This window comes from Flavobacterium sp. GNP002, from assembly GCF_054343795.1.
Window position 1 is genome coordinate 3,373,801 of the sequence record NZ_JBTGUW010000001.1, and the last position, 17,547, is coordinate 3,391,347.

The following is a 17,547-nucleotide window of genomic DNA, read 5'->3' on the forward strand; positions in this document are numbered from 1 at the left end:
ATAAAAATAGATACTTAAAGATTAAAATTTAAACAAATACAAAAAGTGTTTTCGTTGAACCAATAAAATCCGTTTTTATCTGAGTTTTCGTGATAGCTAATCCGTTTTATCTGCGTACCATAAAAGCATAAAATTCTAACTAATGACATTAGAACAAAAAATAGGACAATTTTTCTTTCCTGCCGTTTTCATCAATGATACCGAAGAAAATATTCAGGCTACAGAACGATTAATCAAAGAGCACAATATAGGCGGATTGACTTTTTTTCATAGTCGAGCCAGCGCAGCAACCAATTATGAAACCAAGAAAAAAATAGTATTAAATGATGATAGTTTTCAACGTTTAAAGGAACTCATCATCAGGTATCAAAATTGCGCAACTACTCAGTTATTAATGAGCATTGATGCCGAATGGGGATTAGCCATGCGCGTCGAAAAAACACCTCAATATCCGTATGCAATTACGCTTGGTGCTTTGCCTGACAGTGAAAAAAATTTGGTTTATGAAGTGGGAAAACAAATAGGTTTAGACTTAAAATCCGCTGGAATTCATTATAATTTAGCTCCCTTAGCCGATATCAATAACAATCCGAATAATCCTGTAATTGGGTACCGTTCTTTTGGTCAAAATAAAGAAAAAGTGAGTGATTTTGCTCTGGAATACCTCAGAGGAATGAATGACGTCGGGATTTTGGGTTGTCTGAAACATTTTCCCGGACACGGAAATACAAATGTCGATTCACATTTAGGATTACCCGTTTTAAAAGAAACTCTCGAAGAATTACTAGCCAATGAATTAGTTCCATTTATAAAAGGAATCGAGAATAATGTGGATTCAATTATGATTGGTCATTTGGCTGTTCCTGCTTTGAATGAAGGAAAAGATACTTCGGCGACCTTGTCAAAATCCGTTATTGAAACACTTTTGCGAAAGCAATTAGGATACGATGGTTTAGTGATTTCGGATGCATTGAACATGCATAGCGTTTCTAAATTATACGATCAAAAAGGACAATTGGAATGGGAAGCTTTTAATGCTGGAAATGATGTATTATGCTTTGCTGAAAATGTTCCTGAAGGAATTCAAGAAATCTTAAAAAATGCAACTCCAGAGCGAATTGAAGCCAGTTTTCAACGCATCTGGAAATGCAAACAAAAAGCAGGAATCATAGACGGAAATCTTAGCATGCCAAACCTTTCAGAAAATGATTTTGATTTTGAAACTACGTCGAAATTAAACCTGAAAATTGCTCAAAACTGCATTACAAAAATCAAAGACAATCACAATACAGTGACCGTTTTTGATGCAAAAAATAGAGACGATCTTGCAAAAATTAGCCTTTACAAAAACACTGATAATGTATTTTTTAAAAGCCTGACTTATGCTTTACCTTCCCCAGAATTTAGTTATGAAACTGGAGGTGAATCTGTTTTAAATGAATTAGAAAAAAATTTAAATAGATTTGACACGCTAGTCATTTCTTTATTTGTTCCAAAGGCAAAACCTTTAAATAATTTTGACATTGAAGACTCCGTGCTTCAATTTTTAGGCAACGTATTGACCACCAAAAAATGTGTTTTGTATGTTTTTGGAAATCCGTATGCACTACAAGTCATCCCAAATCTGGAGCATGCATTGGGAATTTTAGAAATCTATCAAGATTTTCCAGAATTTCAAGAAGCCGCTGCACAGCAACTTTTGGAAAATACAAAATGCGAAGAAACTCTACCTGTGGTGGTTAACTACTTATAATTAATAGTTTAAATCGTTTAAAAATTACAGTATAATAATTCTCTATTTTGAAATAAGTATTTATAATCAAATACTATTCAAATTAATCTTTTGTATACCTACTTTTGCATCATCAAAAAAATAACTAAAAAAAGTAAATAAAATGTCATTAGTAGGTAAAAAATTTCCAAGTATTGCAGTAGACGCTATCTCTGAAATGGGTGATAATTTAAAAATTAACATTTTCGAAGAAGCTGTAAATAATAACAAAAAAGTACTTTTGTTTTGGTACCCAAAAGATTTTACATTCGTTTGCCCAACTGAATTGCATGCTTTTCAAGCAGCTTTACCAGAATTCGAAAAAAGAAACACAATCGTTATTGGTGCATCTTGCGATACTAACGAAGTACACTTTGCTTGGTTAAATACACCAAAAAACAACGGCGGAATTGAAGGTGTTACTTACCCAATTCTTGCTGATACTAACAGAAACTTATCTAACATCTTAGGAATTCTTGATATCGATTCAACTGAATATTCTGAAGAAACTGATTCTATTATTATTGAAGGTTCTAATGTGACTTTTAGAGCGACTTACCTAATTGACGAAACTGGAAAAATTTTCCACGAAAGTGTTAACGATATGCCACTTGGTCGTAACGTAAACGAGTATTTACGTATGGTTGATGCATACACACACATTCAAGAAAAAGGAGAAGTTTGTCCTGCAAACTGGGAAGCTGGAAAAGAAGCTATGAGTGCAGACAGAATCAGTACTGCTGAATACTTAAGCTTAAACTAATTCAATAACAATGTCAATTGTAATACCAAATTTCAATTAAAATATTGAATATTGCTATTGCAGTTGCATTTTTAAATTTAAAAAATATGTTGATCGAATTAACCGAAGATACGTTACAGGATTTAATTGCAAAAGATGAAAAAGTAGTGGTTCAATTTTCGGCATCATGGTGCGGAAATTGCCGAATTATGAAGCCAAAATTCAAAAAATTAGCTTCAGAAAACGAAACAATCACTTTTGCTCTTGTTGATGCTGAGAATTTCCCGGAATCCAGAAAATTAGCTAATGTGAGTAATTTACCAACTTTTGCCACTTTTGTAAATGGAAAACTGGTAAACGAAACACAAACAAATAAACAAGAAGTGTTAATTGAATTAGTGAACGAAATAGTTTAATGATTTCTCAGTTTAAAGTTTAAAGTTGCCTGACTTTATAAGTAAGTTTAATGCAACAGCTGTTCAAAACCTTAAACCTTTAAAAAACTTAAACTTTAAACTTAAAAAATAAAATGAAATTACCTGTAATTAAGCATTTAACGCAGTTTATAGAAGAAAATGATGAAGATTACATCATAGAAACAATCGAAGTTCTAGAAGCGATGACTGAAATTTCATCATTGAAAGATGAAGAATTAGATGTTATTGGGGAATTAATTTCTAATATGTATGGCGCTTTAGAAGTTAATAAGCTGGTAAAAACCGGAACTGATAAAAAAGAAGCTTTAAACACATTCATGAAACGTGTTATGGGTTCCATCGATAAATAAAAAAAAATAATTCAATATTTCTAAAACGCACTCCGCAACGAGTGCGTTTTTTTATTCAACAAACTAAAAACACATTGAAATCTTGTGGTTGATAATTTGAACCAAAATGGTAAACTTATCACGACATTTGAGGACAAATTCTTAAATAATTTTCATACTTTTGAACCTCATTAAAAAACAAACATTATGGCTTCAATTACATTAGGCGGAAATCCAATACACACTTCAGGAGAATTACCAAAAGTAGGTACAAAAATTGCTGATTTTAAATTAGTTAAAACAGATCTTTCTGTAGCTTCATTAAGTGATTTTGCAGGTAAAAAATTAGTTTTAAATATTTTTCCAAGTATTGACACCGGAACGTGTGCAGCATCTGTTCGTAAATTTAATGAAAGTGCCAGTACTTTAGAAAATACAACAGTTTTATGTGTTTCAAGAGATTTACCTTTTGCACAAAAACGTTTTTGTGGAGCAGAAGGACTTGAAAATGTTGTCAATTTATCTGATTTTCCAGAAGGAAGTTTTGGTAAAGCAAATGGTTTAGAAATTACTGACGGACCGTTGGCCGGATTACATTCAAGAGTTATTATTGTTGTTGATGAAAACGGAACAATTACACATACGGAACAAGTTGCTGAAATTGCTGATGAACCAAACTACGAAGCTGCATTAGCGGTACTTTAATCACATCTTGATGGAGTTTCAAAAAGATAATACTTTCTTTACCGGAAGATTAAAAAGCGTTTCTTATGCTTTTAAAGGTGCCGTAAAATTAATTACTACAGAACACAGCATTATGGTACAATTTTCAATAGGAATATTGATTACCATTGCTGGGTTTTATTTTGGCATTTCTAAAACAGAATGGCTTTTTCAAACTTTAGCCATTGGTTTGGTCATGAGTATTGAAGGTTTAAATACAGCAATTGAAAAAGTAGCTGATTTTATTCATCCTAATTATCATGAAAGAATTGGATTCATCAAAGATATTGCAGCAGGGGCAGTATTTTTTGCAGCTTTAACAGCAATAGCAATCGGTTTAATCATATATATCCCAATATTACTTTAGATATTATTATAATCCAGAATGGCAAAAATAAAAAAAACAGCTCCTTTAGATAAAAAAAACGACGCTAAAGCCGAGGGAAATAATCCATTAAAAATTACTAAACAACACAAAATTGTTTTTGGTTCTCTTTTGGTATTGTTTTCAATAGCTTTATTATTTGCGTTTATTTCCTTTTTCATTTATGGACAACAAGATCAAAGCGCTGTTAGAGAATTAACTAATAGAGCTGAAATAGTTCACAATTGGTTGGGAAAATTTGGTGCGTTTTTAGCTGATTTACTTATTTATAAAGGTTTTGGAATTGCTGCATTTATATTTGTGCGCTTATTTTTCCTTACCGGAATATACATGGTCCTTGGTATTGCTTTAGCAAAGCTCAAGAACATTTGGTTTTGGGATTTATTCGTAATCATTATCTTATCCGTTTTATTTGGATTTTTTGCTACTTCAGCGCCTGAATTAGGAGGAACTGTTGGATATGAATTGAATCTATTCCTGCAGGACTACATTGGAAAAACAGGAACATTATTGATTTTACTATTCGGACTAATCATTTATATAATTTTTAAAATCAAACTTTCTCCAGAGAGTATTCAGTCCTTTTTTGATACTACAAAAAAAGAAATGAAAGCAGTTCCAATCACCAATCCAGTTAATAATGGAAAAAGTGGTTATAATCTGGAAGAATTTGCTGTTGTTGAAGACGAGCTGGACGATATTCATTTAAAAACAAATGGATCACAATTCGAAATTAACAAAGAAGCGTTGAAGCCAACCATCAGTAATTCATCTGACATCAATAGAGATCCTGTTGCAAAACCGCTTGCCATGCAGGTTACACCGGTTGTAACGCCCGAAGTTATTGCAAATACTGATGAATCTTTTGTAATAGAAACGGCTCCGGAAGAAGATATTATCGAAGAAAATCTAGCTTCAAGATTGGTCGCTGATTTTGGATTATTCGACCCAACTTTGGATTTATCCAATTATAAATTTCCTACGATCGATTTATTAAAAGAATATTCGACTGGCGGAATTACCATTAACCAAGAAGAATTAGAAGAAAATAAAAACCGAATTGTTGATACGCTTCGCAATTACAAAATAGAAATTGCACAAATAAAAGCGACCGTAGGACCATCGGTAACGTTATATGAAATTGTACCGGAAGCGGGAATTCGTATTTCTAAAATCAAGAGTTTAGAAGATGATATCGCCTTATCACTTTCGGCATTAGGAATTCGTATCATTGCTCCTATTCCAGGAAAAGGAACGATAGGAATCGAGGTTCCGAATAAGAATCCAACGATGGTTTCGATGAAAAGTGTTATTGGCTCTGCCAAATTTCAGGAAGCTGAAATGGAATTACCAATCGCTCTTGGAAAAACAATTTCGAACGAAACATTTGTCGTGGATTTAGCTAAAATGCCTCACTTATTGATGGCGGGAGCTACAGGACAAGGAAAATCTGTTGGTTTGAACGCTGTTCTGACTTCTCTTTTGTACAAAAAACATCCAGCCGAAGTGAAGTTTGTTTTGGTTGACCCTAAGAAAGTTGAATTGACTCTTTTTAACAAAATAGAAAGACATTATTTAGCGAAACTTCCGGATATGGATGACGCTATTATTACGGATAATGCAAAAGTGGTCAATACGTTAAATTCGCTTTGTGTTGAAATGGACAATCGTTATTCTTTATTGAAAGATGCGATGGTGCGTAACATCAAAGAATACAATGATAAATTTAAGGCTCGAAAACTGAATCCTGAAAACGGACACCGATTTTTACCTTACATCGTTCTTGTTGTAGATGAGTTTGCCGATTTGATTATGACTGCCGGTAAAGAAGTCGAAGTGCCTATCGCCCGTTTAGCACAATTGGCGCGAGCCATTGGAATTCACTTGATTATAGCCACACAAAGACCATCGGTAAATGTAATTACAGGTTTAATAAAAGCCAATTTCCCTGCGCGAATAGCTTTTAGAGTGACCTCAAAAATTGATTCAAGAACTATTCTGGATACTCAAGGAGCGGATCAATTGATAGGACGTGGTGATATGCTTTATACTAACGGAAATGATGTGGTACGGGTACAATGTGCCTTTATCGATACTCCTGAAGTAGAGAAAATCACTGATTTTATAGGTTCACAAAAAGCGTATGCAACAGCTTATTTACTTCCTGAGTTCGTTGGGGAGGAAAGTGGCATTAATCTTGATATGGATATCTCCGATAGAGATACTTTGTTTAGAGAAGCCGCCGAAATCATTGTAAACGCACAGCAAGGCTCCGCTTCATTGTTACAAAGAAAACTAAAATTAGGCTACAACAGAGCAGGTCGATTGATTGATCAACTCGAAGCTGCAGGAATTGTAGGCCCTTTTGAAGGAAGTAAAGCACGCAGTGTAAACATTCTGGACATGAGTTCTCTTGATCAATTTTTCAACAATGAACAAAACAATTAATACCATGAAATCAAAAATTCAAGAATCTAAAAAAAACAATACAGAAAGTATGGGCAAAAAATTTCTTTTAATTGCAGCATTATTATTTTTTAGTTTCTCAATACAAGCACAAGACAAAAAAGCAAAAGAACTTCTAGATCAAGTTACCGCAAAAGTTAAAAGTTACAATACAATCGTAATCGATTTCAAGTATTCGTTAAATAACGCTAAAGAAAACATCAATCAAGACAGTAAAGGAAATGTAACCATGAAAGGAAATCAATATGTATTGAATTTCATGGGAGTGACTAAAATTTTTGATGGTAAAAAGACATATACTATTGTTCCAGAAGATGAGGAGATTACTATTTCTAAAGTTAACGAAAAAGATGATAATGCGATTACTCCTTCGAAAATGTTAACCTTTTTCAATACGGGATATAAATACAATATGGATATTTTACAAAACGTAAAAGGCCGTAAAATTCAGTATATAAAATTAGTTCCTACCAATTCAAAAGACCAGAGAAAAGAAGTATTACTAGGGATTGATATCCAAACAAAACACATCTATAACTTAATCGAAGTGGGTAAAAAAGGTACAAAAACAACATTAACGGTTAATTCTTTCAAAACCAACCAACCTTTGTCAAAAAATCAATTTACATTTGCGGAAAGTAAATATCCAAATTACTACATCAACAAATTAGATTAATTTATTAGGTGAAAATTCTTGACAAATACTTATTAAAAACATTCTTGACTACATTTGCTACGGTATTTGTAATCCTATTTTTCATTTTTATACTTCAAACAGTCTGGTTATTCATATCTGAATTGGCAGGTAAAGATTTAGACTTATTAATGATTATCAAATTCCTGGCATTTTCAATGCCTCGAATTGTACCATTGGTATTGCCGCTTTCTATACTATTGGCCTCCATAATGACTTTTGGTAATTTGGCTGAGAATTATGAATTTGCAGCAATGAAATCTTCCGGGATATCGTTACAAAGAGCCATGAGAAGTTTGACAGTATTCATCGTTTTATTAAGTATTGTTGCCTTTTTCTTTTCGAATAATGTGATTCCGTATGCTGAATACAAATTCATCAATTTCAGAAAAAACATTGCACAGGTAAAACCGGCATTGGCTATAGCTGAAGGTCAGTTTAATGATGTGGGTTTTTACAACATTAAGGTAAATAAAAAATCCGGCGAACAAGGCAATATTCTTACTGGTGTGACAATTCACAAAAAATCTAAAATTGGTGACGGAAGTAAAACCGTAATTAAAGCAAAAGATGGAGAATTAATCAGTAGTGAACAATCCAGTATTTTACAATTAGTATTAAACGACGGATATTACTATGAGGATATTGTTCCTAAAAAATATGAAGATCGCAGTAAAATGCCTTTTGCTAAAAGTTCCTTTAAAAAACAAATCATCAACATCGATTTATCTGAATTAAATAAGACCGATGTAACAGATGAAAGTGTAGCAAATACGAACACAATGCTGACTGTTAATGAATTAAATTACACCTTAGATTCATTAAACAAGAACATGAAAAATGATATCATTTCATTTTCTGAAAACAGCAATATGCGAGTTGGTATTCCTGTAAATAAAAAACTGGAGAAAGCAACAAAAAGAAAACCGCTTCCTAAAGATATTCTGTCATTATATACAGTACAACAAAAATCAGATATTTTAAAAATAGCAGTTAGTAACCTTGCCAGCACAACCTACTCCATCGATACCACTAAATCCGAATTAGACAATAAACAAAAGAATATCAACAAACATTTATTAGCGTTTTACGATAAATTTGTAATTGTATTTGCTTGTTTTCTAATGTTTTTCATTGGAGCACCATTGGGAGCAATCATCAGAAAAGGTGGTTTGGGGCTTCCAATTGTTTTTGCAATTTTAATCTTTATAACATTTCACTTTATAAATACTTTTGGAAAAAGAATTGCACAGGAAAACGGAATGACTCCTTTTATGGGAGCTTGGTTATCCTCCTTTATCCTGACTCCATTAGCGGTTCTATTAACATACAGGGCTACCAACGATATTGGATTAATAAATATGGACGTAATTCTGGCTCCACTCCAAAAAATAATTAAAAAAATACTACCATCACAAAATTAACAACACAAATGGTTACAAATAACATACAACTCAACACAATTGAAGAAGCGATTGAAGATATTCGCCAAGGAAAAATAATCATTGTTGTTGACGATGAGGATCGTGAAAATGAAGGCGATTTTTTGGCTGCAGCCGAAAAAGTGACACCAGAAATGATAAATTTCATGGCTACACACGGTAGAGGTCTAATTTGCGCTCCTTTGACAGAAAGCCGTTGTAAAGAATTGGGATTGCATGTTATGGTGAGTAACAATACTGACCCTATGGAAACCGCTTTTACGGTTTCGGTAGATTTAAGAGGTAACGGAGTGACTACAGGAATATCAGCCGGAGACAGAGCAAAAACTATTTTATCATTAGTTGATTCTAAAACTAAACCACATGATTTAGCGCGTCCGGGACATATATTCCCTCTTATTGCAAAACAAGGTGGCGTATTAAGAAGAACAGGTCATACCGAAGCCGCTATAGATTTCGCAAGATTAGCCGGATTTAAATCAGCTGGTGTGATTGTAGAAATCATGAACGAAGATGGTACTATGGCGCGTTTACCGCAATTAGTGGAAGTAGCTAAAAAATTCGATTTGAAATTAGTTTCTATTGAAGCTTTAGTGGCCTATAGAATGCAACACGATAGTTTGATTGTTAAAAAAGAAGATTTTGATATTGAGACCCGTTTTGGTACATTTAGACTAAGAGCATACCAACAGACTACTAATAAACAAATACATATTGCTTTAACTAAAGGAACTTGGAATTTAGGTGAATCTATTTTAACAAGAATCAATTCGTCACAAGTGAATAATGATTTGTTAGGCACATTGACCAATAACGCAGACCAACAACTGGATGATATGTTCAGGGTAATAAACGAAGCTGGAAAAGGTGCTGTTATTTTCATCAATCAAGACATGCAATCCGTAAATTTATTGAATCGAATCGCTGAACTTAAATCATTACAAGCTCAAGGTGAAATGAAAGCTCCTAAAATTGTTATAGACAGCAAAGATTTTGGTATTGGAGCACAAATATTACATGATATTGACATCTCAAAAATTAGATTAGTATCCAATACTGAGGGAACAAAACGAGTAGGAATGATTGGATATGGGTTAGAAATAACCGAATATGTAAAGTATTAAACCTATTCATTACTATTTTACAAAAATAAGTTTCATCTAAAGTAAAGAAAATGAAACCTTTAAAAATTAGTCCTAAAAATAGATGCTTTTTTTTTAAAAATAGATTTGCATAACCAAAAAAGGTTCTTATATTTGCACTCGCAATCAGGTAATGAAAGCGACATACTGGAGAAATGGCAGAGCGGTCGAATGCGGCAGTCTTGAAAACTGTTGACTGTAACAGGTCCGGGGGTTCGAATCCCTCTTTCTCCGCTGATAACCCTGTAAATCATTGATTTACAGGGTTTTTCTTTTTTAGTTGACAAACTAGTTGACAGTGCTACTAAACTTTTCCGTTTTTTTAATACCATTATCATTTAACTATTATATATTTTTATAAAAAAAATATATTTTTATGATGACGAAAATTTCCATTATAATTATTGAAGGTATTGATTTAATGCTTTATAAAATAAATACTTTTAAGAACAAAGAATTTATCCCCAAGTGGTTTACTATTGTTTTAACGATAATAATATGGACCATTGTTTTATACCGAATTTCAAAAGATGAGATAGATTACAATCTATTGCTAATTACAAGTCTTTTCTTTATTCCTTTTTTGATTTTCTTCACAGCAGCATATATTTATAGTTTAAACATCTCTTTAAAAGATCGTAAATTGAGAAGTTTTGGATCATTATCAGGTGTTTCTGCTAATGATGATAAAAATAATACAATAGATGAAGCTGAACAACCAATCGTGGAGTTAATAAATTTACCCTTAGATAAAATCAAACAAAATCAATATCTGAATGTACAGCAAATCAATATTGATTTATTACAAGAATTTGAAAATTTTTTTGTTGATGGACAATTTGAAAAGTTTATAAAAATTGCAACTGCAAATAATATTTTAGATACTAATTGTAAATGGATCTATAAACAAAATTCTAAACAAAAATTTTCTCCAATTTTGTTCCATTACTTGCAACAAATTGGAGTTTTGAAAAATAAGGAGTTGTATACAACTAAAAAATATGTGAATGTAACAAATGAACTTTTTGGTTTAAATATACATCCTTCTTTATACTCTGTTGATACAAACAATTTACGGGAAAAGGATATTATTCAATACTACAAGGAATTTTTAAAATTTAAAGATAATTAGTATTCAATTGAATTCAATTGAAAGAATTGAAAAAAATTTCATAGCTAAAAATTCAAAAACAGAGTAGACTTGCCATATAATTTTAAAATCAATTTATATGTCAAATTTCAATTCAAATCCATTTGAACAAATTCATTCAGAATTGAATGAATTAAAGGATATGGTAAAACAAATCCTAACTCCAAAAGAGGACAATTCTTTAAAACTCTACACAATTAAAGAATCATCATTATATCTTAAATGTGATGAACAAACTGTCAAAAAGCATATTCGTATTGGCACATTAAAAGCATCCCAATTGGGTGGAATGATCAGAATACCACACGATCAAATTTTCGGCGATAACAACGAGGTAAAATCAATTAAATACAAAAGAAAAGCATAGTCATCTTCTATGCTCTTCTTTATTTATTCTAATCTATTGTATTTTATAAAAATACAATAAAAATCACCTATTGTATGAATTCAAATAAAATAAATGAACGCCAATTCGAACTCCCGAATGATGTGACCGCTGACTACAACACAGTCGAGCCAGATATATTAAAATACGATTTATTTATAGCTAATAATAAAATATACATCCGGAACAATAAACACTTCGAATGTATATCAAACTTCGACATTATTATTTTGCAACATATTCAAGATGAAAAATCACCAATGAAACTTTTAAAAATTAAAAATGTTCATGGATCTGAAAGGATTTTTGATATTCTATCTGATGCTTTCAACAACCTAACCGGTTTTGAAAACATTATAGCAAGACAAGGTAATTTTTTGTTCACGGGATCTCCAACACAATTTAAAAAGCTTAAATCGTTACTTTTCGATAAAATGGGAAATGGTGAAAAAATTGAAGCTTTAGGATATCAAAATGGATATGATTTTTGGGTTTGGAATAATTCCGTAAATCTACTAAATGGTGAATCTTTAAATATCGATGAAAATGGTATATTCCATCATCTCAACAAATCATTTTATGTTCCCTCTGCTAACAGAATTTACGCTAACAACTTGAATGCTTTTCAACCTCAAAAGAAATTTAGACTGCAGAAATCAACAGTAAAAATCAATACTTACTTGCAAAAAATGATAGAAGTTCATAAGGATTTTTCTATAACTGCCATTCTATTTACCATTAGTAGCATATTTCAAGATATCATTGTTGACGAAATTGGAAACTTTCCAATCTTATTCCTCTACGGGCCAGGCTCAAGCGGAAAAGACCAATTGGCAGAGTGTTGTCAAGCATTCTTTGGTGTGCCTCAAACTGCCATAAATTTAGAAGGTGGAGCTTCGACATTAAAAGGGCAAATTAGAAAATTTGCACAATTTACTAACATTATCTGCCATCTGTCAGAATATAAACGAGGCGACGCGAAAATTGATGGAACTCTTAAAGGTTTTTGGGATAGACGTGGATACGAATTTGGAACTATAGAATCTAAAGTGAGCACTGACACCGTACCAATTCTATCATCAACTTTATTAACTGGAAACGAATATCCTGAAACTGAAGCTTTAATTTCAAGGCTCTTATGGGTTGAATTTCAAGCAAAAACATTCAGCACTGATGAAATAAAAAATTATGATATTTTGAAAGACATGACAAAATGTGGAGTTAGCCATTTTACAGATGATTTGCTATTACACCGCGGTCAATTCTTAGAGAAATTTAAAGTCAAATACCGAGTTTGTAAAGAAGACTTCTCATCACAATTTGAAGTACAACATACAAGGGTAATTGGAAATTTAGCGGTCTTAGCTGCAACATATGAAATTTTTAAGGACATACTTATTTTCCCTTTTACTTATAACGAGATGCTATTGCATTTTAAAAAATGTACAGAAAATCAAACAAGAAAATTAAAATCAACCAGTTTAGGCACTAAATTCTGGGATTGCTTCTTGGCCTCGATGCGTGGTCCAAAAGAAGATAGAATTATCGTTTATCGTGATCTTAAATTAGAAGGAAATAATCTCTCTTTTCAATTTACCTCCTGTTATAATAAAATCCAGCGTCAATGGTCTTTACAATATAGAGAGGGCGCACCTAACAAAGGATTAATTCAAGACTATATAAAAAAAGACATCAGTTTTTTGACTGAAAAATCTAGTATTAAGTTTGAAAAAGGAAAAGACGCCAAAACCACTTCCGGATATGTCATTGACATTTCTAAAATTCAAATTACGGAAGAGATTATTAATGCGGTTGAATGGCAAATAAATAAGAGATAAAAAATATCAAATCTTCATTTTTTATTCCTACTCTTCCCACACTCACAATCTAACACTAAATGTAGTCTTTAATTACTTTTTTTTAAAAAAAATAGTGGGAAACATGGTGGCAAATAGCAGGATATGGTAGGAACCGTTTTTTTGATAACCTACACAAACCAACAATAAAACAGTCATTTATAAAATAACTTACTGATTTACAGTGTGTGTAGGTGTGTAGGAAACGATTAATTGAAAAATAGCTAACTACTAAATTACCAATTATGAAAATAACATCTAGAGTTGATCAGTCAATAATAAATTTTAAACCAAGTGCTAAATTGAACATTCATAAATCATTTTTATTAAAGCTTCCCCCTTAGCCTCATTTTTGTTAAATCTAAAGAGATTCATTTTTTCCCTTTAAGACTTTTATTTACTCCTAAAAAGTGAATTAAAAATAGAAAAATTAATGAATTACATAAATCTCATTTTAAGCATAAATCGATCGAGATGTGCCTTTGTGGCAACACTTTTTTCTACTTCGTGAAAAAATGTTTTACAAAGTCGATCTCGCTTTTTCTCCCGATGGTCGCAAAAGAGGTTTCATAAATTAAAAATTAAAATAAATCATAAATGAAAAATACTTTTATAAAATTCAGAGTTTCATACATTGAAAACCTGATCATTAAGGATAAAGCTAGCAAAAGTGGTGTATCTGTATCAGAACTAATTAGAGGATTAATTTTCAATTATAAGCTTTCAAATAAACTCACTCCAGATGAGATAGAATGTTATCAAACGCTTTCTAAATATTCAGATAATTTTAGGAGAATAAGTAATCTTTTCAAGTTGGGAGATACTGACGGTTTTAAAAAGGAATGTTTAGAAACAAGTCACATAATTCGAGAACACTTACTTAAATTAAAATGATTGCTCTAGCAAAAGCATGTGAAGGTGGTGGCGCATTAGCAAATTATGTAATCAATCCAAAAAAAGGTTATGAGTTGTGTCGCAACTTACTCTGTGGAAACAACACCAAGGAGATCATTGAAGAATTTAAAATGATTCAACAACTGAATCAACGTGCTATCAATAAGACTTTTAGTTTAGTATTATCACCGGATATTGATGATTCACCAAACATTACAGATAGTGACTTATGCGAGATGGTCGACGAATTCTTAGATAAATTAAAAATTGACATACAGATACAACAATACATTGCCTTTGTTCATACTGGGAGCCATAAGCATATTCATATAATTTGTAATAGAGTTCAGCCAAATGGTGAATTAATTAATGATCATCGAATTGGTAAGAGAGCACAAAGGGCGGCACATCAAATAGCTTTAAATAGAAATTTAATTTCTGCAAAAGAGAAAATGATTAATAACATCAAAAAAAAGGAAAATGAACAAGAAATTTTCAAAAAATTAAAAGGGAATATTTACTCAAAACATCAAGCTGTCATTTTGAATGTTCCAGCGAATTTTGAGGAATATCAAATTGAAATGAAAAACCTAGGTGTTCTGGTAGTTCCATCGGTCAATACAAAAGGAATAATACAAGGACATAGAATGATTGATATTGCTTCAAAAAATGAATTTAAAGCATCAGAAATCAACCGAAAGTTAGGCTTAATTAAATTTTCAGATTTAATTAAAGGGAAAGAAAAAATTATAGAAACCCCTAAAATAAATAAAACAAATGGACTTAAACTTAAATAAACTAAGAACTTCTAAAAAAGTTCAACCGCAAATTAGCGACGCACTGCCTGTTATTTTAGAACAATTGCAAGACAGTGAAAATAAATTTCAGAATATAAAAGAAACCCTCAAAACATTTGATGCCTCTTTAGAAAAATTCTATAAACATGAAACAAAATTAAATATTGATAACTTAACAATAGCTAATCAAAAAAATCTAGATGAGTTAAAAAAAAACAACAAAGAATTAATAGATGCTTTTAAAGATATTGCTATCACGATAATTAAAAATATCAATGACAAAAGTGAAGAAATTAAAAATTTAAAATCATTAGAAAATAAGGTAAACTCAAAATTATTTTTAATTTTAATTATCATATTTGTGTTCACATTTGTAGGCACAATGATGAGTTTATATACCTCTACACATATACAAAATGAAAAAGAAAACCAAATAAAATTGATTCAAAGAGAAAACAATTTCAAGCAATATCTTCACGATCACCATGATGAGGAAAAGTATTTAAAATGGGCAAATAAAAACCAATAATTTTTTGACAAATTTATTTGCCTTGAATTTCATGATGAAGATATATAATACAAAAAGCCCTTGGATATAGTCAAGGGCTTTTTTTGTGCCGAAAAATTTTAATGTTAATTAGAAATCAAGTTGATCTAAAATTGAATTCCGTAGGCAATGCATAGGCCCTAATGGCCAGTGCGAGGCCACTCGATTGCCTTTGTTATTTCATAAAGAAATATTATTGTAATTTTATCTTGATTTGTTGTCTGTTTGTTTAGTGGTTAAAAAAATGTATGTAAATTATTATATTTATTATATTTGTGTAAAGTTTTGATTTTATTACTGAATAGTAGAAAAGTAATAAAAAAATGTAGGATAGACCTTTGCAATGAGAGGCTTATGTTAATTATTAGTTATTGGGTTTAATTTTTTAAATGAATGGAATTAAAAATTGTTTTCTTATTGTTGTTTTTTATTTATTTGATTTTATCTCTTGTAGCACAAAGATTTCAATCATTAACTAATCAAATTTCTAGAGCTATAAATAATGGAAATTTAGATGTAGAATTTCAAGCGGATATGACTCCAAAATACATTGGAGCTATAGTTGTAGCTAATTTTTTAATTTTAGGAGTTTTATTTTTTATTATTTTTTTTACTAAAAAATGGTATTATGCTTTAGGTGTATTGTTTTTTCTTTTTATTCCTCCTTTTTTTGAGTTGTTTGTCCCATTGCTTCCGCACAAAACAATGTTAAGGATAATTAAAAAAGAACTTATTAAAAACATTTCCAAATCTCCAGAATATGTTTTAATTATCGAAGATTTAGAAAAAAACATAAACCAAAAATAGATCATGAAAAAAATACTTTGTTCTGTTTTACTATTGCTTGTCTTTATATGTTGCAATAATCAAAATTGTACGGATATAAATAATAAGAAGTTTAATAGTTACTCTGAAGCAAAGCAATATGTTGAGACTTTTGATTTTCAACTTAGCGAAGAAGAGGATGTACAGCGCAGTAGCTGGATGAGGAAAGCTAATTATTATAGCTGTGATGGCTTAGAGGGTTATTTTACTTACGAAACAAAAAATGGCAAAAAGTTCATTTATAGAAATCTTCCTATTGAGGTTTGGCAGGGGTTTAAATACTCAAACTCTCCTGGAAGGTTTTATAACGAAAACATAAAAGGAAGGTTTCTTTTAATTTTAGACAAAGGATAGTAATAATGGAATAGATTGTTCCTTTTTCTAATTTATGTTATTTTCTCGTTCTTCATCCTGCGCATCATAATTTTCATCATCTTGTTCTATTTCTTCAATATCTTCTGTTGAATCATCAATTGATAGTGAACCATTATTATTCAAAATATTTTCAAAATCACCTATCCAACAATTGATTTTTAGTTCTGGCTCATCAAAATCGTCGTAATCACAATCAAAATTGAAAATTTCTTGATATTCAGAATCGCCACCGTAAGGGCCGTGTGTATAGCCTTCATAGAACAATATGGCTTCATCGCAATATATCCTAAGTACATAACTATGAAGATCTCCCTCTTCATCTCTTTCAAAAGACTCTAATCGTAAATAACCTTCATAATTTATTTTTTTATAATTGTCTACTAAATAATAAGCTTTCGATAAACCCATCAATCTTTCTGATGAAAATTTTTTGGATTTAAAATTTAAGATCAATTCTTCTAAAAATGCCATTAAATGGTTTCTGCCTAATGTTTCAGTATTAGTTAATTTTGATTGTTCCATTTTAAATTGATTTATAAAATTTTAGGATGTTATACGACGGATGTTGCTATCCATTACTTCTTTTC

19 protein-coding genes and 1 tRNA gene are annotated in these 17,547 nt (G+C 31.2%); 19 read left to right on the forward strand and 1 reads right to left on the reverse strand.

The features are described 5' to 3' along the window. Positions 1 to 142: 142 nt before the first annotated feature. From ACXX80_RS14705 to ACXX80_RS14795, 19 genes are all read left to right on the forward strand, one after another. On the forward strand, positions 143 to 1,753 hold the full coding sequence (locus tag ACXX80_RS14705) for a glycoside hydrolase family 3 protein (protein ID WP_458553904.1): 1,611 nt from the start codon (positions 143 to 145) through the stop codon (positions 1,751 to 1,753). 142 nt (positions 1,754 to 1,895) lie between these two features. Then, positions 1,896 to 2,534: a peroxiredoxin gene (locus ACXX80_RS14710; RefSeq protein ID WP_338645011.1), complete on the forward strand. Its 639-nt coding sequence runs from the start codon at positions 1,896 to 1,898 to the stop codon at positions 2,532 to 2,534. 86 nt (positions 2,535 to 2,620) lie between these two features. Continuing rightward, on the forward strand, positions 2,621 to 2,929 hold the full coding sequence (locus tag ACXX80_RS14715) for a thioredoxin family protein (RefSeq protein WP_091172170.1): 309 nt from the start codon (positions 2,621 to 2,623) through the stop codon (positions 2,927 to 2,929). Between the two features lie 113 nt (positions 2,930 to 3,042). Beyond that, on the forward strand, positions 3,043 to 3,300 hold the full coding sequence (locus ACXX80_RS14720) for a DUF6952 family protein (protein ID WP_315212094.1): 258 nt from the start codon (positions 3,043 to 3,045) through the stop codon (positions 3,298 to 3,300). A 186-nt stretch (positions 3,301 to 3,486) separates the two neighbouring features. After that, positions 3,487 to 3,984: a thiol peroxidase gene (gene tpx / locus ACXX80_RS14725; protein ID WP_458553905.1), complete on the forward strand. Its 498-nt coding sequence runs from the start codon at positions 3,487 to 3,489 to the stop codon at positions 3,982 to 3,984. 10 nt (positions 3,985 to 3,994) lie between these two features. Further along, positions 3,995 to 4,369 (forward strand): diacylglycerol kinase family protein, encoded by a 375-nt coding sequence (locus tag ACXX80_RS14730; protein WP_282712649.1) that lies wholly within the window; start codon positions 3,995 to 3,997, stop codon positions 4,367 to 4,369. An 18-nt stretch (positions 4,370 to 4,387) separates the two neighbouring features. Beyond that, on the forward strand, positions 4,388 to 6,835 hold the full coding sequence (locus tag ACXX80_RS14735; protein ID WP_458553906.1) for a DNA translocase FtsK: 2,448 nt from the start codon (positions 4,388 to 4,390) through the stop codon (positions 6,833 to 6,835). Positions 6,836 to 6,839: 4 nt separating this feature from the next. Continuing rightward, positions 6,840 to 7,529 carry an outer membrane lipoprotein periplasmic chaperone LolA1 gene (gene lolA1, locus ACXX80_RS14740; protein WP_417980997.1) on the forward strand — a complete coding sequence of 230 codons (690 nt, stop codon included), beginning with the start codon at positions 6,840 to 6,842 and terminating at the stop codon, positions 7,527 to 7,529. A gap of 8 nt (positions 7,530 to 7,537) precedes the next feature. After that, on the forward strand, positions 7,538 to 8,971 hold the full coding sequence (locus tag ACXX80_RS14745; protein ID WP_458553907.1) for an LptF/LptG family permease: 1,434 nt from the start codon (positions 7,538 to 7,540) through the stop codon (positions 8,969 to 8,971). A gap of 8 nt (positions 8,972 to 8,979) precedes the next feature. Continuing rightward, positions 8,980 to 10,113 (forward strand): 3,4-dihydroxy-2-butanone-4-phosphate synthase, encoded by a 1,134-nt coding sequence (ribB, locus tag ACXX80_RS14750; protein WP_315212082.1) that lies wholly within the window; start codon positions 8,980 to 8,982, stop codon positions 10,111 to 10,113. A 167-nt stretch (positions 10,114 to 10,280) separates the two neighbouring features. Next, positions 10,281 to 10,365: transfer RNA gene (locus tag ACXX80_RS14755), tRNA-Ser, on the forward strand. A gap of 142 nt (positions 10,366 to 10,507) precedes the next feature. Next, a complete protein-coding gene (locus tag ACXX80_RS14760; RefSeq protein WP_458553908.1) occupies positions 10,508 to 11,263 on the forward strand; it encodes a hypothetical protein in 756 nt (251 codons plus the stop codon). 97 nt (positions 11,264 to 11,360) lie between these two features. After that, the gene (locus tag ACXX80_RS14765; protein WP_458553909.1) at positions 11,361 to 11,648 is read left to right on the forward strand and encodes a helix-turn-helix domain-containing protein; all 288 of its coding nucleotides are present in this window, start codon (positions 11,361 to 11,363) and stop codon (positions 11,646 to 11,648) included. Between the two features lie 74 nt (positions 11,649 to 11,722). Continuing rightward, positions 11,723 to 13,504 carry a hypothetical protein gene (locus ACXX80_RS14770; protein WP_458553910.1) on the forward strand — a complete coding sequence of 594 codons (1,782 nt, stop codon included), beginning with the start codon at positions 11,723 to 11,725 and terminating at the stop codon, positions 13,502 to 13,504. Between the two features lie 615 nt (positions 13,505 to 14,119). Next, positions 14,120 to 14,416 (forward strand): plasmid mobilization protein, encoded by a 297-nt coding sequence (locus tag ACXX80_RS14775; protein ID WP_458553911.1) that lies wholly within the window; start codon positions 14,120 to 14,122, stop codon positions 14,414 to 14,416. After that, positions 14,413 to 15,213 (forward strand): relaxase/mobilization nuclease domain-containing protein, encoded by an 801-nt coding sequence (locus ACXX80_RS14780; RefSeq protein ID WP_458553912.1) that lies wholly within the window; start codon positions 14,413 to 14,415, stop codon positions 15,211 to 15,213. Before ACXX80_RS14775 ends, ACXX80_RS14780 begins: the two co-directional genes overlap by 4 nt. Beyond that, positions 15,194 to 15,742: a hypothetical protein gene (locus tag ACXX80_RS14785; protein ID WP_458553913.1), complete on the forward strand. Its 549-nt coding sequence runs from the start codon at positions 15,194 to 15,196 to the stop codon at positions 15,740 to 15,742. The genes ACXX80_RS14780 and ACXX80_RS14785 overlap by 20 nt, the downstream gene beginning before the upstream one ends. Positions 15,743 to 16,153: 411 nt before the next feature. Further along, positions 16,154 to 16,567, forward strand: a complete 414-nt coding sequence (locus ACXX80_RS14790; RefSeq protein ID WP_458553914.1) for a hypothetical protein — start codon at positions 16,154 to 16,156, stop codon at positions 16,565 to 16,567. 3 nt (positions 16,568 to 16,570) lie between these two features. Next, complete coding sequence (locus ACXX80_RS14795; RefSeq protein ID WP_458553915.1) at positions 16,571 to 16,939, forward strand: KTSC domain-containing protein; 369 nt, start codon at positions 16,571 to 16,573, stop codon at positions 16,937 to 16,939. A 27-nt stretch (positions 16,940 to 16,966) separates the two neighbouring features. Here ACXX80_RS14795 and ACXX80_RS14800 read toward each other — a convergent pair whose 3' ends face one another. Then, the gene (locus ACXX80_RS14800; RefSeq protein WP_458553916.1) at positions 16,967 to 17,482 is read right to left on the reverse strand and encodes a hypothetical protein; all 516 of its coding nucleotides are present in this window, start codon (positions 17,480 to 17,482) and stop codon (positions 16,967 to 16,969) included. Positions 17,483 to 17,547 lie beyond the last annotated feature (65 nt).

Excerpts from the sequence above, each read along its gene's own strand:
- ACXX80_RS14705 (WP_458553904.1), top strand. The coding sequence starts at position 143 with ATGACATTAGAACAAAAAATAGGACAATTTTTCTTTCCTGCCGTTTTC.
- ACXX80_RS14780 (WP_458553912.1), top strand. The coding sequence starts at position 14,413 with ATGATTGCTCTAGCAAAAGCATGTGAAGGTGGTGGCGCATTAGCAAAT.
- ACXX80_RS14795 (WP_458553915.1), top strand. The coding sequence starts at position 16,571 with ATGAAAAAAATACTTTGTTCTGTTTTACTATTGCTTGTCTTTATATGT.
- ACXX80_RS14800 (WP_458553916.1), bottom strand. The coding sequence starts at position 17,482 with ATGGAACAATCAAAATTAACTAATACTGAAACATTAGGCAGAAACCAT.
- ACXX80_RS14760 (WP_458553908.1), top strand. The coding sequence starts at position 10,508 with ATGATGACGAAAATTTCCATTATAATTATTGAAGGTATTGATTTAATG.
- tpx (WP_458553905.1), top strand. The coding sequence starts at position 3,487 with ATGGCTTCAATTACATTAGGCGGAAATCCAATACACACTTCAGGAGAA.
- ACXX80_RS14770 (WP_458553910.1), top strand. The coding sequence starts at position 11,723 with ATGAATTCAAATAAAATAAATGAACGCCAATTCGAACTCCCGAATGAT.
- ACXX80_RS14785 (WP_458553913.1), top strand. The coding sequence starts at position 15,194 with ATGGACTTAAACTTAAATAAACTAAGAACTTCTAAAAAAGTTCAACCG.
- ACXX80_RS14715 (WP_091172170.1), top strand. The coding sequence starts at position 2,621 with ATGTTGATCGAATTAACCGAAGATACGTTACAGGATTTAATTGCAAAA.
- ribB (WP_315212082.1), top strand. The coding sequence starts at position 8,980 with ATGGTTACAAATAACATACAACTCAACACAATTGAAGAAGCGATTGAA.
- lolA1 (WP_417980997.1), top strand. The coding sequence starts at position 6,840 with ATGAAATCAAAAATTCAAGAATCTAAAAAAAACAATACAGAAAGTATG.
- ACXX80_RS14710 (WP_338645011.1), top strand. The coding sequence starts at position 1,896 with ATGTCATTAGTAGGTAAAAAATTTCCAAGTATTGCAGTAGACGCTATC.
- ACXX80_RS14790 (WP_458553914.1), top strand. The coding sequence starts at position 16,154 with ATGGAATTAAAAATTGTTTTCTTATTGTTGTTTTTTATTTATTTGATT.
- ACXX80_RS14720 (WP_315212094.1), top strand. The coding sequence starts at position 3,043 with ATGAAATTACCTGTAATTAAGCATTTAACGCAGTTTATAGAAGAAAAT.
- ACXX80_RS14730 (WP_282712649.1), top strand. The coding sequence starts at position 3,995 with ATGGAGTTTCAAAAAGATAATACTTTCTTTACCGGAAGATTAAAAAGC.
- ACXX80_RS14735 (WP_458553906.1), top strand. The coding sequence starts at position 4,388 with ATGGCAAAAATAAAAAAAACAGCTCCTTTAGATAAAAAAAACGACGCT.
- ACXX80_RS14765 (WP_458553909.1), top strand. The coding sequence starts at position 11,361 with ATGTCAAATTTCAATTCAAATCCATTTGAACAAATTCATTCAGAATTG.
- ACXX80_RS14775 (WP_458553911.1), top strand. The coding sequence starts at position 14,120 with ATGAAAAATACTTTTATAAAATTCAGAGTTTCATACATTGAAAACCTG.